This is a genomic window from Patescibacteria group bacterium (assembly GCA_041651355.1).
In the GTDB taxonomy this organism is placed as follows: domain Bacteria; phylum Patescibacteriota; class Patescibacteriia; order Patescibacteriales; family UBA12465; genus JAPLVX01.
Genome location: JBAZJK010000004.1, coordinates 1 through 14,898 on the forward strand (window position 1 = coordinate 1; position 14,898 = coordinate 14,898).

The window sequence follows — 14,898 nt, forward strand, 5'->3', positions numbered from 1 at the left end:
TGGGGCGGGATGCTGCGCCTCTCGCAAACAATGCTTGAGAAGCGCGGGCAAAAAGGCAAATTTTGACCGCACCAAAATTTGCCTTTTTGCTCAAAGAACACACAAAAATCAATGCTGTCAGGGGGCGATTTTTGTCTTAAAATGATTGCTTTTGTTTCATAAAAGGTATATATTATCCTTATTAAGTTATTAATTTTTCGAATTATTGACTAAATTATACCCCATTAGGTATAATTGTCAAGGTTTATATTCAGATGAGAGAGGAGCCTAATGGACAGAAAAAAGCTAGGAAGAAAGATAAAATTAGCCCGCGTAGAACTTGACCTCAACCAGACTGAATTTGCGGAGAAAATAGGCGCAAAACAAAAAAGTATTTCGCGATACGAGAACGGACTCTCGGCTCCATCTTTGGAAACACTGGTTAGGATAGCTAAGGCCTCCAAGAAACCAGTTGGATATTTTCTTGAAGAGGGATAGATTTCTAATATATGTTTAATGAAAAACTACTAACGATAGTAAAGGAAAAAACCGCTGATTTCGGAAAGATAAATCTTTCCATCGGCGGTTATACTTTTTCAAGAAGTGATTATGATTGGGTGAATACCCAAATTCTATTCAATGCTATAGCAGAAGAGGGGAATAATGATCTGGTTGTTTTTAGCCCCCACGGTTTTATTTTTACCTTATATTCATTATTAATTATGTCTTTTGCCGAACTTCAAAGGGATTTAACCAGTAAAGAAAATGCGATAGAAAATAATCTAAAAGTAGGCGACCGGGTGAAGCTCGATGGAAACTTGGGTATATGTGAAGGTAAGGGGAGGCATGGAGGAAGAGAGTATTTTGCGATTCGTTGCGGTGGTAAGTATAACGATTTGATTTATGTTTTCATTCCCGATGATCTCCATCGGCTGTATCCGTATTCGGGAATGGCAAAGGTTTTAAGAGGCCACAGAAGAGATAAAAGATACAGTAGGCCAAGGCAGGCATTTTCCGAAATACTGCAACTGGAGATAAGCGAACTCAATATTATCCGTACTTCAAAAATAGCGATTATTTCTGAAAGGAAGAATTTAGTGGATGTCCTTCAAACGCTCAAAATAAATCACTATGCTTTTACCGAATTATTCCCTACCGTAAAATTAGTAAATCCGGATAAATATATAAAAATTCCAGGAACGCGATTGTCCGGAGAACCAGTTAATTTTATTGTTTCAAATTTTAACACGCTTCTTGAATTTACTCAAAAGGGCAATACTATAAGCGCAGTCATTATCGATGGAGCTTCAAAAATAAGAAATAATTACGGCAATATCAACGCTTTGAAAGATTGCGGCGGGGTAGAAGATATCTTGATCTTTCTGGATCACAGAAATCTCGAGGAGAAAGCCCGTCTTAACAAGATGGATTTTAAGACTTGGGTTTGGACAAGAAAAGATATCGAAGAGATAAAGAACATTGGTAATTGGAAATTCCCAAAGGAGGACACGGACGATCCTTTTGGCGGGCATTATGCCGTTCTGAAATCTATTGCGAGGCAAAAAGTAAACCTGATAGACGTCCGATTGGCGAAGACCGCATCATCGGCATTATTCGAGGAATCTTTTAATATATTGAGAAAAGTTAAAGAGAAGACAGAGAATCAGGATAATCCGCAAGTTAAACAATTTCTAATCAATTCTTACGGTTTGTTGCTTTATTTTCAGCACGTTCTTTTCCCAATCGATCTCTCTGCGGAATTAGCCAAATCGCAGGAATTGAGCTATCCCGCCCCTTCGGTCATGTTGGAAAAACTAAAAATTTCCGCAGACGAACTACTGTTAAAACATTTATCGTCAGATTTTAAAAAGCTATTTTCCCCATTATTGGATAATTTAGAAAAGTTGAATTCTCAGTTTCGAGAAGATAACTTTAAAGCCCATAAGCTGATAGATATTTTTAAGGAATACAAGACTTATAAGAGCGCAATTATTGTCAGAAAGCCCTGGCAAAGAGAAATTATCGTAAAATGGTTAGGTAAGAATAAAATTCCTTTAGGTGAAAACTTCGGTAGAGTGGCCGATATATTAGATTTCAAATCTTTTCAGCGTCTCGGCGGAGAAAGCTATTATTATGATAGGATTATCTTCTCGGGGTGGTATGGGTATGAGCATAGGTATATTTTTAATTCGGGTATAGCCAACCAAATAGATTTTCTTCTTTATCCGTTTGAAAGGAGGCAAGTAGAACAATTTTTAAAGTATATTGAGAAAGATTCCTTCAATTTAAGAGATATAAAAAGTCGAGCAGCCATTCTGGGGCTGGATGTGAAGGAAATTCCCGAAATTAAAGAGATACCGGAAAAGGCAGCTTATGAAGAATACGGAGACGATATAGAGAAAATAATCAGCGATATCAGCTTAAGTGCCTTTTCAGACCACAAGATTTACGAGAGTAATGACGGCGCTGATATAACAACGGCAAGGCATGTCGTTTTCGAAGAGGACGCCCACGCTTTTTTTACAGAAAGCTACGACGCTAAAAGGCTAAATAGACTCGAAGCAAAAGTCGAAGAAAAGAATATCGGCGAACTCTCCGTTGGCGACGAAATAATCTTTATAGGAGATTCAAAAAGAGACATATTCGCAGAGCTTATTCAGATCGCGGAAGCGGCGGGATCCATTTCCGAAGATGTAAGACTTTCAAAAATTTGGAAGGAAGCCATCAGGAAATATTTAGCCGTAAAAAGCATTACCTATTCCGCTTTTGCTGGAGAGTTGAAAAGACTCGGCTGCGAGAGGCACTGGTTTACCGTAGAAAATTGGATAACCAATCCCCGCATAATTGCTCCCGAGGACGAGAATCTAACAATTAAGGCGATTGCCGATGTTACTGGAGATCGGGAACTAAGCTCAAAGTTACAGGAAGTTATACATTCCTGCCGGAAGATAAGAGCGCTTCATATAAGGTTAGGAAGATATCTTGCTCAATGCATACTGGCTTCCATTGATTCTCAGCGTGAAGGAAAGATAGAAGGTGTGATGCGGGAGCGGATTAAGGAACTATCGGGGCATATTTTAATCAGACAAATAAGAGCCATTGACGAAAACGAATTGTCCGTGTCAAAAGATAGGGTAAATCGTCTTATCGATACTGTGGAGTAAATTTAATATGATCGTAATGATTCCTCCCTACATTCATAAAGATGTATTAAGCGATGCGGAAAGGAAAATTTTCGGATTGATTGAGAGAGACGAAGCTTTATCGGACTGGTGCTGTTTTCATTCTTTAGGTTTGGCGAGACATCAGACAAAGAAATATGGGGAGATTGATTTTCTTTTGGTAGGAAAGGAAGGAATATTTTGTCTGGAGGTTAAAGGCGGAGGCATTAAAAGAGAGAAAGGTTTATGGACTTTTGTGGATCGGTACGGCAGAGAAACGACAAAAACCGAGGGTCCTTTCCGTCAGGCTTCATTAGCAATGTTTTCTCTTAGGAAAGATTTAAAGAATAAATTCGGCAATGAGATTAATTCGGCCTTGTTCGGGTACGGCACATTATTTCCCGATATAAGATTCAAAAAGGATTCTCCGGAGTGGGAAAACGATCTAATTTATGACGTCAATGATAGGCTAAATCCTTTTGTAAAATTTCTCGAACGGGTAATTGCATACTGGAAGCAACACGATAAGAAGAAAGAGACGTTGAATTCGGATACATTGATGAGGATAAGGGATTATTTAAGGGGAGATTTTGAGATATTGGTGCCGCTATGGAAAAGACTGGAAGATACGGAAGATGAAATAGTGAAACTGACAGAAAATCAATACAGAGCCCTTGACAGGATGGCGCTAAATTCACGGGTAGTTTTTAGAGGCCCTGCCGGAACGGGTAAGACACTCTTGGCGCTGGAACAAGCAAGAAGAATATCTAAAAGAGGGAAAAGCGTTCTCGTATTATGTTATAATTCTCTTCTGGCAAAAAAGATCGAATCCGAACTCATAAGAATTGCCGACCCGCATTTAGTTATTGCCGAAACTGTACACGGATTTTTTTATAAAGGTATAGAGAAAGGAAGTTTTTTCCAGGAATTTAAGTGTGCGACCGAAGGAAAAGAATCAAAAGAGATATTTAATTATCTCTATCCTCATTATTTCATTAAAAGTTGTATTTCCAGCTCCATTAATAAATTTGACGCCTTAATTATTGACGAGGGACAGGATTTATTAGCAGAACCAATAATACAGGCCCTGAATTTTTCTTTACTTAACGGTTTTGAAAACGGGCAGTGGTATATTTTTTATGATTCTAATAACCAGGGCGAGCTTTACCATAATTTTGACGTGCATCTCCTAACAAAGCTTAAAGATTTTGGCGCCGCAGAGTATTGTTTAGACATAAACTGTAGAAACACCAACCCGATAGCCGTTCAAACCTCGGTTGTATCAGGTTTCCCGATGGCGGATGCTTTAATAAAACGGGGAGAGAAAGTCAGATATTTATGGTACGACGATCTTGAGCAACAAAAGAAACAAATCGAGTCTTTATTGGCAGGGTTTTTGGAGAACGGAATGAAGCCGGAAGATATCACAATTTTATATCCCGGCGGCTATGAAAAAGTTAAAAATTCCCTGCTGGAAACGAAAATCAGAGTAGCGGTTAAAGAGTTAAATACAAAAAATATTGTTAATCCGGAGAAGAGAACGATATATCTGTCTTCGATTCAGGCATTTAAAGGGTTAGAGAGTAAGATTGTCTTGATAGCTGGTATAGATAAAATAGAAGGAGAATGGATAAATACTCTTAATTATGTCGGGATGAGCAGAGCCAAAGACCTACTTTGCTTGTTTCTGGACAAGCGAAATCAGGAAAAATTCGAAGAGAAAATAGAGCGATTTACCAAAGCAAGCGGTTCAAATTAAGGAAAGCAGTATGGAAAAAGATTATTATGAAGTGAGGGCGACACTATTAGAAGCGGTAAAAAAAGAACTTATCGGCCCGGGCTCGGAAGAAATCGGCCCAGATGCGGCGGAAGAGATCATTACAGAAAGCCCAGACAACCGATATACCTTAGGCATGCTTTTCCCGCAAAGTTCATCGGCAGAAGAAGAAACCGCTTCGGATGAGGGGAATCTTGCAAACGGAGAAGAAGACGAACCGCAAGATTTTATCAGCCTTGCTAACCAGTATTATCCTTCCGCAATGGGGATAAGTTTCTATTCTACCGGTATTTCCCCAGAAATAAAAATAGAAATCAGTGCCGCTAGCTATAGAAAAATTACGGAAGAAGACGAGGGTTGTATAATCTTAAAGGACGCGCCCGAGACTATAACCGGAGACGCAGAATTTAAGAAAAGATTCAGATATGACGGAAAGAAGATTTATGTCTCGGGAGATTTTACGGAAGAAGAAAGAAATTATTTTCTTAATCTCAGCGAAGACCGTATTTATAAGTCTGCCGTTTACAAGCTATATGCTCAAAAAACGTTAGGTTGGAAAAGACTACCCTTATCCAAGGCAAAATCAACGATTTTAATAGGAACAGGTTCCGATAGAAGGATTAACCGGACAATAACGGAGAGCCTTGATTTAGTGTGCATCAGAAGACCGGATAAGGAAAATAACAGGACACTTTTTACTGTTTCATTAGTAAATACGGCAGAGGCAAAAAAGCAAAGATGCCCTGATAAAACTTTTTTCCAGGTCGGATTTAAAGTTTCATTAGCAGATTCAGAAAAGAATAAGTTCCTTGAATATGAATCAGAATCTAAATTCCTGGATGATCCAGAATTTAATTCTTACAGACTTCTTTACAGTAAAAGAAAAGAATTCGCAACGGGACACGGTTGTTCTGCCGGATGGAATTTTAACGCAGACAGTAAAACGAGAGAATTATACACTGAGACCATACCGAGCTATGAAGTACCGAACATAGGTTTCGATATCCCGGAGTTAACGGACGACATTGCGCAATTTTTAGTAATGAAAAATCTTTCTGACATATCCGATTTAAATAAAGAACAGATTATCGTAGGTCTCGGAAAATTTTGCGAACTTTATGGTAATTGGATTAATACGCAAGAAGAAGAAAGAGCAAAAATAGCTTCTTCCGAATTATCTTCTGTCGCCCAAGTCCATATTAACCGTTGTAAGACGGCTTTAAAAAGAATGAGCACAGGCATTGCTCTGTTAAAGAATAATCAAGACGTATTCAGGGCTTTTCAGTGGGCTAATAGAGCGATGTTTATGCAGCGTCTGCATTCGGATCTGCAGAAAAATAAACGTTTTCCCGAAGAACCAAATTTTCAGAAAGCAGATTACGAAAAAGTAAAAGATGTTCCGATATGGAGACCTTTTCAGCTAGCCTTCATTTTACTTTCCTTAGAGTCTATAAGTAATCCAAAATGTCTGGAAAGAGAGACAGTAGATTTAATTTGGTTTGCAACCGCCGGAGGAAAAACGGAGGCTTATCTAGGTATTACGGCATTTACCATTTTCTTACGCAGATTAAAGAATGCAAAATCTGGAGGCGGAACGGCCGTATTGATGAGATATACATTGCGTCTTCTTGCCTCTCAGCAATTTCAAAGAGCGACTACATTAATATGCGCTTGCGAAACCATCAGGAAGGAAAATCAAGAAATTTTGGGGGAGGAAAAGATTACTATAGGGTTATGGGTCGGTTCCAGCCTCACGCCTAATTCCACAAAAGATGCGTTTGAATCGTTGAAACTTTTGATCGGAAACTCGGGACAGAGTAATCCTTTCCAACTTTTCAGTTGTCCTTGGTGCGGTACAAAATTAGTTAAAGAAGGCAGGAGAGGGAAATGGGGTTATAGGGAAGGAAGAAGACCTTCGAGATTTATTATTAAGTGTACCGAATCACAGTGTGAATTTCAGGAAGAATTGCCGGTAAGAATTGTAGATGAAGATATCTATAATAATCCCCCCACTTTGCTTTTCGGAACAGTTGATAAATTTGCCCTTATGCCATGGAAAGGCGAAGTAGCGAATATCTTCGCTTTAAATAAGAATAACGGCGTCTTATCTCCGGAGTTGATTATTCAGGACGAGCTACATCTCATAGAGGGGCCGTTAGGTACGGTAGTAGGTCTATACGAAACGGCATTAGATATACTTTGTTCGGCGAAGGGAATTAAACCGAAAATTATCGCATCAACGGCAACTATCAAAAAGGCTGGAGAACAGTGTGCTGCATTATACAGGCGCGAAGTCAGCCAGTTTCCGCCCCCTGGTCTATATGCCGAAGATTCTTTTTTTGCGAGAGAAATACCTTTAGCGGATAAACCGGGTAGGTTATTTGCGGGAATAATGTCTTCGGGACGCACACATGTAACGACGTTAGTCCGCTTTTTAGCTACAGCCTTACAGGCCGCTTACGATGTCAAGTGCGAAGAAAAAACGAGAGATCCCTACTGGACTCTTGTCGGATACTATAATACGCTCAGAGAATTAGGACATAATTTGACGTTAGTCAACGATGACGTAAACGACTATTTAATGAATATGGCGAAAAGGCGGGGAGTTGATTATCGCAGAATCGGTGAACCTGTAGAGCTTACGAGTCGCATAGACGCTACTCATATACCCGAACTTCTCGAGAGACTATTCGTCGGCTATCCGAATAAAACGGCAATTCAGATTCTTCTTGCGACAAATATGATCGCTACGGGCGTCGACATCGACAGGTTGGCTCTGATGATGGTTGCGGGTCAACCCAAGACTACCGCAGAATATATCCAGGCATCCAGCAGAATCGGAAGAATGTATCCGGGATTAGTTTTCACGGTTTACAACGGAACAAAACCGCGGGACAGGTCCCATTACGAACATTTCAGGGGATATCATCAGGCATTTTATAGATATGTCGAGCCTACAACCGTAACGCCTTTTTCTGGACCTGCAAGAGACAGGGCACTTCACGCCGTAGTAATAGCCCTGGTAAGACACCTAGGAGGATTTAATAGAAATACGGAAGCATCAAAAGCAATTAAGGAAATTTCCCCCGAAATGTTAGAACAGATTAAAAAGCAGATAACGGAACGCGTAACTTATATAGACGATAGGGAATCGGAACAGGTTATGAGAGAGCTGGTTCAGATTATCGAGAAATGGAAACATGAGGCAGAGTTAAGCAAGGATTTACTTTTCGGTTCTCTCGGGCAAAGAGAATATGCGACAAGAGGAGTAAACTTATTAACTCCGTCAAACGAGCTCCCTGGAGTATGGAGGACCTTAACTTCTATGCGCGACGTCGATGCCGCATGCGCGATGGAGATTATCGAAGAATGAAAGAGATAATGGAAATAAGAAGGAGTCAACTGATAGTACCTTTTGGGGTAGGGGCTATCGTAAATATGCCCAATGAGTCATTAATGCTCTGCGGTATAGATAAATGGGAAGAATATGCGGGAGAAAAAATTTATGACGAGAGATTGCAAAAATATCTCCGAGTAAAATATTTTAATATGCCTGCTTCGCGAGAAAAATACCGTAAGGGTTTGCCTTTTGTCAGGTTCCCGAAATGGTTTCACTGTCCCCGGTGCAGAAGTTTAAAACCGCTTGAAGAATGGAAAGAGCGCTGGATAAATATTAAACATCGACCGTTTGATTCTTTAATCTGTTTTTCTTGCGGCGTAAAACTTAATCCTTCAAGGTTTATTATTGCCTGCGAGCACGGACATATTGACGATTTTCCTTGGATTTCCTGGGTTCACAGAGACGGTCAATGCGATCGGTCCGATTTAACGTTAGAAAGCGGGAGGGGAATAGCTGGATTAGGGGGAATAAAGATAGCATGCAAGACGTGCGGAAAACATTCTACGATGGCAGGTTCATTTGACGAAAATGCCTTTAAACGCATAAAATTTAATTGCACAGGCAATAAGCCCTGGCAAGGAGTGCGAGACGACTCGTGTGAAGGCACTCCCCGTACGCTCCAACGAGGCGCATCGAACGTATATTTCCCGCAATTAGTCAGTTCAATATGCATCCCGCCCTATTCCGACGATATATGTTCGCGGATTCAACAGACCGAAGAATGGAAAGTGATTTCGTCTCAGACAGGCGGTATCAGTAAAACTACCGAAGAGGATTTGATTAAATGCATTATCAGAAAAGTGGGCGGAAACGAAAGGGAAATGTTCGGGTTAATAGAAAGAATGCTTAATTCCCCTATGGGAGAGATAAACAGAATCTCCGATACCGAATACAGATATGACGAATACAGGGCGTTCCTAGGTTACAGCAAGAAAGGACAGACAGATTCGAAGAATTTTTCGATAGAAATAGTTAACGGAGACCGCTACGGGATTTTCGGAATACAAAGAGTTGTTTTGGCGCATCGTTTGAGGGAAATCAGGGCGCTTGTAGGATTTAGCAGGATCAATCCGATAGAAAGAGATGTTTTCGGGGGAGAAGTAGAAGAAAACGGCTCTAAGTCGTATTTGATGTCTATAACCGAAAAGAAAAATAGCGATTGGTTGCCGGCAATAGAAGTGCGGGGAGAGGGTTTCTTTTTGGAATTTAACGCTGATTTAATAAAAAAATGGTCCGAGAGTGGAATTATCAGGAAGAGAGTAGCCCTAATGAACAAGGGTTTCGCGGAGATTTGTAAGGCTTACGGTAGAGAGCCAAAGGTTATTAGTCCATCTTTTGTACTGCTTCATACATTTGCTCACGTTTTAATGAGGCAGCTTAGTACCGAGTGCGGGTACTCCACGGCTTCCTTACGGGAAAGACTGTACTGCGAAAGCACGAATCAAAACCAGGAGATGTCCGGAGTATTGATTTATACCGCAAGCGGGGATTCGGAAGGTTCCATGGGAGGTCTTGTAAGGCAGGGAAGAGACGATAAGCTTCCGAATATCATCGCTAAGGCCATAATGTGCGCCTCTTGGTGTTCCTCGGATCCTGCCTGCATCGAAAGTTCGGGGCAAGGTCTATGTTCTTTAAATCTGGCGGCATGTTATGCATGCGTATTGTTGCCGGAAACTAGTTGCGAAATGAGCAATAGATTTTTAGATCGGGCAACTTTGATAGGGTTACCCGAAAATAATAAGATAGGATTCTTTTCTGAATTATTAAGATAGTCGCAAGAAAGTAATAAGATGAAGGCCAGAAAAAGTCGGACAAAAGCACAGATTAGCTATAACATGTCGAGGATTCGGTCTAAGAATACTTCGATTGAAAAACTCTTTACTTCGGCTCTCAGAAAAGCAAAGGTTAAATTTAAACGCAACAACAAGAAGTTCTTCGGTAATCCCGATTTTATAATCGCGGACAGGAAAATAGCAATTTTTTGCGATAGCGCTTTCTGGCATGGTTATAAGCATATGCGTACCGAGCGTCATAACTTCAAGAGACGAAAAATATTTTGGCTCAATAAGATATCCAATAATATAAAGCGAGACAAAGATGTTAATAAAATTCTCAGGAAAGAAGGATGGAGAGTGTTAAGATTTTGGGATTTTCAGATAAAAAAGGATATAAAAAAATGTCTGGAGAAAATATTTCTGGAAATAGGAAGAAAGTAATTGCGCTGGACTTTTTCTGCGGCTGCGGAGGCGTAACTAACGGACTTAGAAAAGCGGGCATAGAAGTTATAGCTGGGTTTGATATCGATCCGGAAGTGAGATACGCATATGAAGAGAACAACAGCGGTTCGGTCTTTTTTAATATTGATATATCAAAGACCGGGGAAAATGTGAAAGCTATCAATAAAATACTGGAATCAAGAAGAAGAGACGCGTTGATTTTTAGTGCCTGTGCACCTTGCCAGCCGTTTAGTTTACATAACAGAAATCATAAATGGGATTATAGAAAGAGCTTAATGATAGAATTTATTAAAGTCATAAAGAGACTTCCTATAAAGAATCGACCCGAAGTAATTTTATTTGAAAATGTAGGTACAATGAGAAAACGGGGAGAGAGAGTTTTGAATATCGTTATTGAGCAGTTTGAAAAGATGGGTTTTGCAATATTAGGCCCAAGAATTATCAATGTAGCCGATTTCGGAGTACCCCAAAGCCGCAAGCGTTTAATATTTGTGGCCGTCAAGAATTGTTTCTTGCGACACAATGACCGCTTTAACTGGGATTATTTTGATGACAAATTTAAGGAAGAAAAAGTAAGCGTTAAAGATGCGATTTCCCATTTACCCGTTATCCCTCACGGTCATAGGTTAAATAGACAAGATCCTCTTCATGTGACGAGGGCATTATCTTCTGTAAATTTACAAAGAATCAGACAGATTACTAGACCAGGGCAAGGGCGAGAGATGTGGGACAAGAAATACAATCTGGAATGCTATAAGAAACACGACGGTCATAAAGATGTATATGGAAGAATGTCTTGGGACGGACAAGCCCCTACGTTGACTTGCAGATGTATAAGTATATCAAACGGCAGATTCGGACATCCCGAACAGGATCGGGCAATAAGCTTACGCGAAGCTGCTATTTTACAGACTTTGGATTGTTATAAATTTAAAGAACCTATTCTTCTCAACAGGGTTGCGCAGCAGATAGGAAATGCCGTTCCGCCTAAATTGGCTACAAAAATAGGGAAGTTTGTTTTAGAAATTATTTAATAACGCATGCAGGTAAATGAATAACGACGATTTATTTGATTTTATGATTGAGGGTGGAGATGAATTACTGAATAGCGAATTATGTCCAGAGTGCGGGGATGCGATTTATCTCGATCAAGATATTGAATGGGTAAATGAACGAGAGGGGATTTGTATTTGTCCACATTGCGGAAAGAAGGTAAAGATTCATCCATAAAATTGGAGGTTCAAAGATGGCCGAAGGCGGATTTTTAGTTAAGTTTGACGGAAAAGAAATCACGCGTTGCTATGCGGTGGCATTTGATTATGACGAATGGCAATATACGATTAATAATACTGAAAAGCGGGAGTTGCCGCTTGTAAGAAATATAAGCATTGAAGTAGAGGAAAGATAATTATTCCGACTCAAAATGGGTATTGCAAAATCTACTGCAAGATATAAATATATTGAACGGCTATATAGAGAATTGCGTACTTCAAAGAAAGTTTTATTCCCTAAGATGGGCTATCAAGTTTATGCTCCGTCTAAAAAAGGAGTATATATTATTTATAACAAGAATAATGAAGTTGTCCATGTCGGATGTACTCCTCGTGCAAAGAATGGAATAAAACAAAGATTATGCAATCATCTCCAAGGAAAATCGTCATTTGTGGCACAATTTTTAAAACGCAACGGAGCAAAACTTAGATGCGGATATAGCTTCCGTTGCCTAATCGTAGATGATTCTTGTGATCGAAAATATTTGGAGGCGCTTACGATTGGCAAATTATGTCCGAAACATATTGGAAAAGGGTAATAAAGTAAACCAGCCTTTAATAACGCTCATAATAGTCCTTGCTGTTTTTGGAATTACGGCAAGGGCTTTTTGTTATCAAGCGGACGTTACCGATATTAGTGGGAATAAATATTTTCCTGCCGTAAATGAAGCCATTACTAAAGCAGAGAAGTCGATAAACGTTGTGATGTTTGCGGTAGAGTCGTCTTTATCCAGGCTGGATTCAAAGCCCAATAAGCTTATAAATGCGCTTATCGAAGCAAAGAATAGGGGAGTGGACGTAGAAGTTATCTTAGATCAAAATATTGATTTTGTTCAGAGAAGGCACGCAAGCGACTGGGAAGCCAAAATCAAGTGCACAAGAGCTTACAAGCGCTTCAAAGAAGCAGGAATAAAGGTTTACTATGATGAACCGGCAAGATATACTCACGCCAAAGCTGTCATTATAGACAAAAAAATAGTCATCTTGGGTAGCACTAACTGGACCGAATCTTCCTTTGACAATAATATCGAAACAAGCGTCTTAATTAACTCTCCACAATTAGCGGAAGAAATCTTAGCTTACTTAAAAACCATTAAGATAGACACAAAAATAGACGAATACCTCGACACAATCGGCCCATCCGTTCCGCTATCTTGGGAGTTTATAGAAAATCCGAAACTCGCGCCTCTCTTGATAAAGGACCAAGCCGAGAGAGCTTTCGATGTTTATTTATATCTGCTATGGAAATATGACGGTAATCCGCAAGCTAAATTAACGCTCTTTTACGATGACCTTGCCAAGTATCTCGGTATTTATGAAGGTTGGACAAGCGAAAATTACAGAAGACAGATAATTAAAGTATTTAAGAAATTAGAGCAAAAATACAGATTGCTCAAATTTGAGCCTCGGTACGCGAAGGAAGCAGCAATAACGCTATTGAATTACGATGAAGGCAGGGGGATATATGCGATACCAGATGAACAGTATTTTGAGCTCCCTGACGATTATTTTAAATTGGGCTGGAACAGGGAATTATCCCTAAGAGCCAAATTCTGCTATCTTATAAATCTTGCCAATACCGACATAAGCGACATAAAGCCGTATTGGTCAAAAAGCGTAAATACAATAACTAAGCAATTCGGCGATATTGGCCAGGATGTTATCAATAAAGGGATGGGCGAATTAAGACGTAAAAGCTTACTTGAAGTAAAATACGATGAATTATCCGGCAAGCTCTATGAGCAGAGAAGGCCCAAGATGTACAAGCTCTTAAAACTCTATGATCCGAAAGTGCGGGAGGCGCAGCTTGGGGCGATAGAGGAGAAGTATAGCAAAGAAGCCTTTACCAAGGCAAGAAAATACGCGGAAATTGTCTTTGAAGAGAATAACCCCGAAGTGATAGAAGACATAATCTTGAAGACAAAAGAATATGGAGCGAAAGAAATAAAGAGGGTTTTTGACGCCGTCAGCCAGAAAAATATAGATAATCCCAAGCGGACCTATATTTATGTAACGCGGATAATAGGAAGGACAGAATAAGCAGAAAGCGCTGCAGGGTGGGTTGATACGATATGGAAAAAACTAAGATACGATACGAAGTAGACCCGCACAATCGGCTTATTTTGAAAAAGACAGGCAAGAAGTCTGAGGTGAGCGGGTTTAGGGCCGTTCTCGATGGGAAATTTGAGATAGGCGAGGATAACACGCTTATCTATCACGTCAAGAAATCGCAAGGAATAGATACGCCTCAACAGGTCAAACTGCGCGGCAAATGGGCCTTAGATGATGAGCATAATCTGGTGCTTACTTTAGACAAATGGGCAAACCAGATTGCCGGGAATAAGCTTACTTTGGAAAGTGAGCTGATAGACACCAAAGATAATATGCTCATCTTTTCACTGAGTTCCAAAGACAGCGAGGGCAATGACCACATTTATATAGTAAATCTTGGCGGCAGATGGCAGGCAGATGAATATAACCGCCTGACCTTTAACGTGGAAAAAGAATCCGGTCCAAGCGATAGAATTACCTTGCAAGGCGGCTGGGAGGTAAATAACCAAAACGAGATTATCTACACTTATGAAAAAAGAATACGCGCAAAACGGAAAAAGATAATTCAAACCATCACCTTTAAGGGGTACTGGGATATAATCGGCAAAAACAGACTCATCTATGTTTTAAATAAAGAAATAAATTCTGGATTTGACTTTCAGGTAAGTGTAGGCAAACCCGCAGAAAGAGGGCTGCAGTATGAGTTAGGCGTAGGAGCGGCTCCAAGCAAAAAAACGATCACCCTCTTTGGTAACTGGAAGGTAGATAAGAACCTAGGCTTGTTATTTGAGATGCCCTATGCAGAAGGCCAAATCCGCAGCATTGTTCTGGGTGGGTGGGCAAAGCTGGATAAGAATTCCAGGCTTGAGGTGAGATTAGAAAACAAAATAGGCGAAGATTTGGGGATAGATGTTAAACTTTCAAGGGATATCCTCGAGGGGCAAGGAGAAGCCTTTATTCAGGCATTAAGTTCGCGTAAAGAAGTTTCCATAGTCGCCGGACTGGGGTTTAGGTGGTGAGA

The 14,898-nt window shown here is 40.1% G+C and carries 11 protein-coding genes; all 11 read left to right on the forward strand.

Translation table 11 applies throughout. From position 1 onward, the window contains the following. Nucleotides 1-270 precede the first annotated feature (270 nt). Nucleotides 271-477: a helix-turn-helix transcriptional regulator gene (locus WC441_04990; protein MFA5163841.1), complete on the forward strand. Its 207-nt coding sequence runs from the start codon at nucleotides 271-273 to the stop codon at nucleotides 475-477. Nucleotides 478-488: 11 nt separating this feature from the next. Beyond that, nucleotides 489-3,143, forward strand: coding sequence for a DrmE family protein (locus WC441_04995; GenBank protein MFA5163842.1), 2,655 nt, complete (start codon nucleotides 489-491; stop codon nucleotides 3,141-3,143). A gap of 7 nt (nucleotides 3,144-3,150) precedes the next feature. Continuing rightward, the gene (locus WC441_05000) at nucleotides 3,151-4,899 is read left to right on the forward strand and encodes an NERD domain-containing protein (GenBank protein ID MFA5163843.1); all 1,749 of its coding nucleotides are present in this window, start codon (nucleotides 3,151-3,153) and stop codon (nucleotides 4,897-4,899) included. A gap of 10 nt (nucleotides 4,900-4,909) precedes the next feature. Next, nucleotides 4,910-8,290 carry a helicase-related protein gene (locus WC441_05005; GenBank protein MFA5163844.1) on the forward strand — a complete coding sequence of 1,127 codons (3,381 nt, stop codon included), beginning with the start codon at nucleotides 4,910-4,912 and terminating at the stop codon, nucleotides 8,288-8,290. Further along, nucleotides 8,224-10,089: a DUF1998 domain-containing protein gene (locus WC441_05010; protein ID MFA5163845.1), complete on the forward strand. Its 1,866-nt coding sequence runs from the start codon at nucleotides 8,224-8,226 to the stop codon at nucleotides 10,087-10,089. Before WC441_05005 ends, WC441_05010 begins: the two co-directional genes overlap by 67 nt. A gap of 353 nt (nucleotides 10,090-10,442) precedes the next feature. Continuing rightward, a complete protein-coding gene (locus WC441_05015) occupies nucleotides 10,443-11,588 on the forward strand; it encodes a DNA cytosine methyltransferase (protein MFA5163846.1) in 1,146 nt (381 codons plus the stop codon). Between the two features lie 16 nt (nucleotides 11,589-11,604). Further along, the gene (locus tag WC441_05020; GenBank protein ID MFA5163847.1) at nucleotides 11,605-11,784 is read left to right on the forward strand and encodes a hypothetical protein; all 180 of its coding nucleotides are present in this window, start codon (nucleotides 11,605-11,607) and stop codon (nucleotides 11,782-11,784) included. A 16-nt stretch (nucleotides 11,785-11,800) separates the two neighbouring features. Next, the gene (locus WC441_05025; protein MFA5163848.1) at nucleotides 11,801-11,962 is read left to right on the forward strand and encodes a hypothetical protein; all 162 of its coding nucleotides are present in this window, start codon (nucleotides 11,801-11,803) and stop codon (nucleotides 11,960-11,962) included. 15 nt (nucleotides 11,963-11,977) lie between these two features. Then, nucleotides 11,978-12,364 (forward strand): GIY-YIG nuclease family protein, encoded by a 387-nt coding sequence (locus WC441_05030; protein MFA5163849.1) that lies wholly within the window; start codon nucleotides 11,978-11,980, stop codon nucleotides 12,362-12,364. Beyond that, on the forward strand, nucleotides 12,327-13,865 hold the full coding sequence (locus WC441_05035) for a phospholipase D-like domain-containing protein (GenBank protein ID MFA5163850.1): 1,539 nt from the start codon (nucleotides 12,327-12,329) through the stop codon (nucleotides 13,863-13,865). Before WC441_05030 ends, WC441_05035 begins: the two co-directional genes overlap by 38 nt. 32 nt (nucleotides 13,866-13,897) lie before the next feature. Then, a complete protein-coding gene (locus WC441_05040) occupies nucleotides 13,898-14,896 on the forward strand; it encodes a hypothetical protein (GenBank protein MFA5163851.1) in 999 nt (332 codons plus the stop codon). Nucleotides 14,897-14,898: the final 2 nt, after the last annotated feature.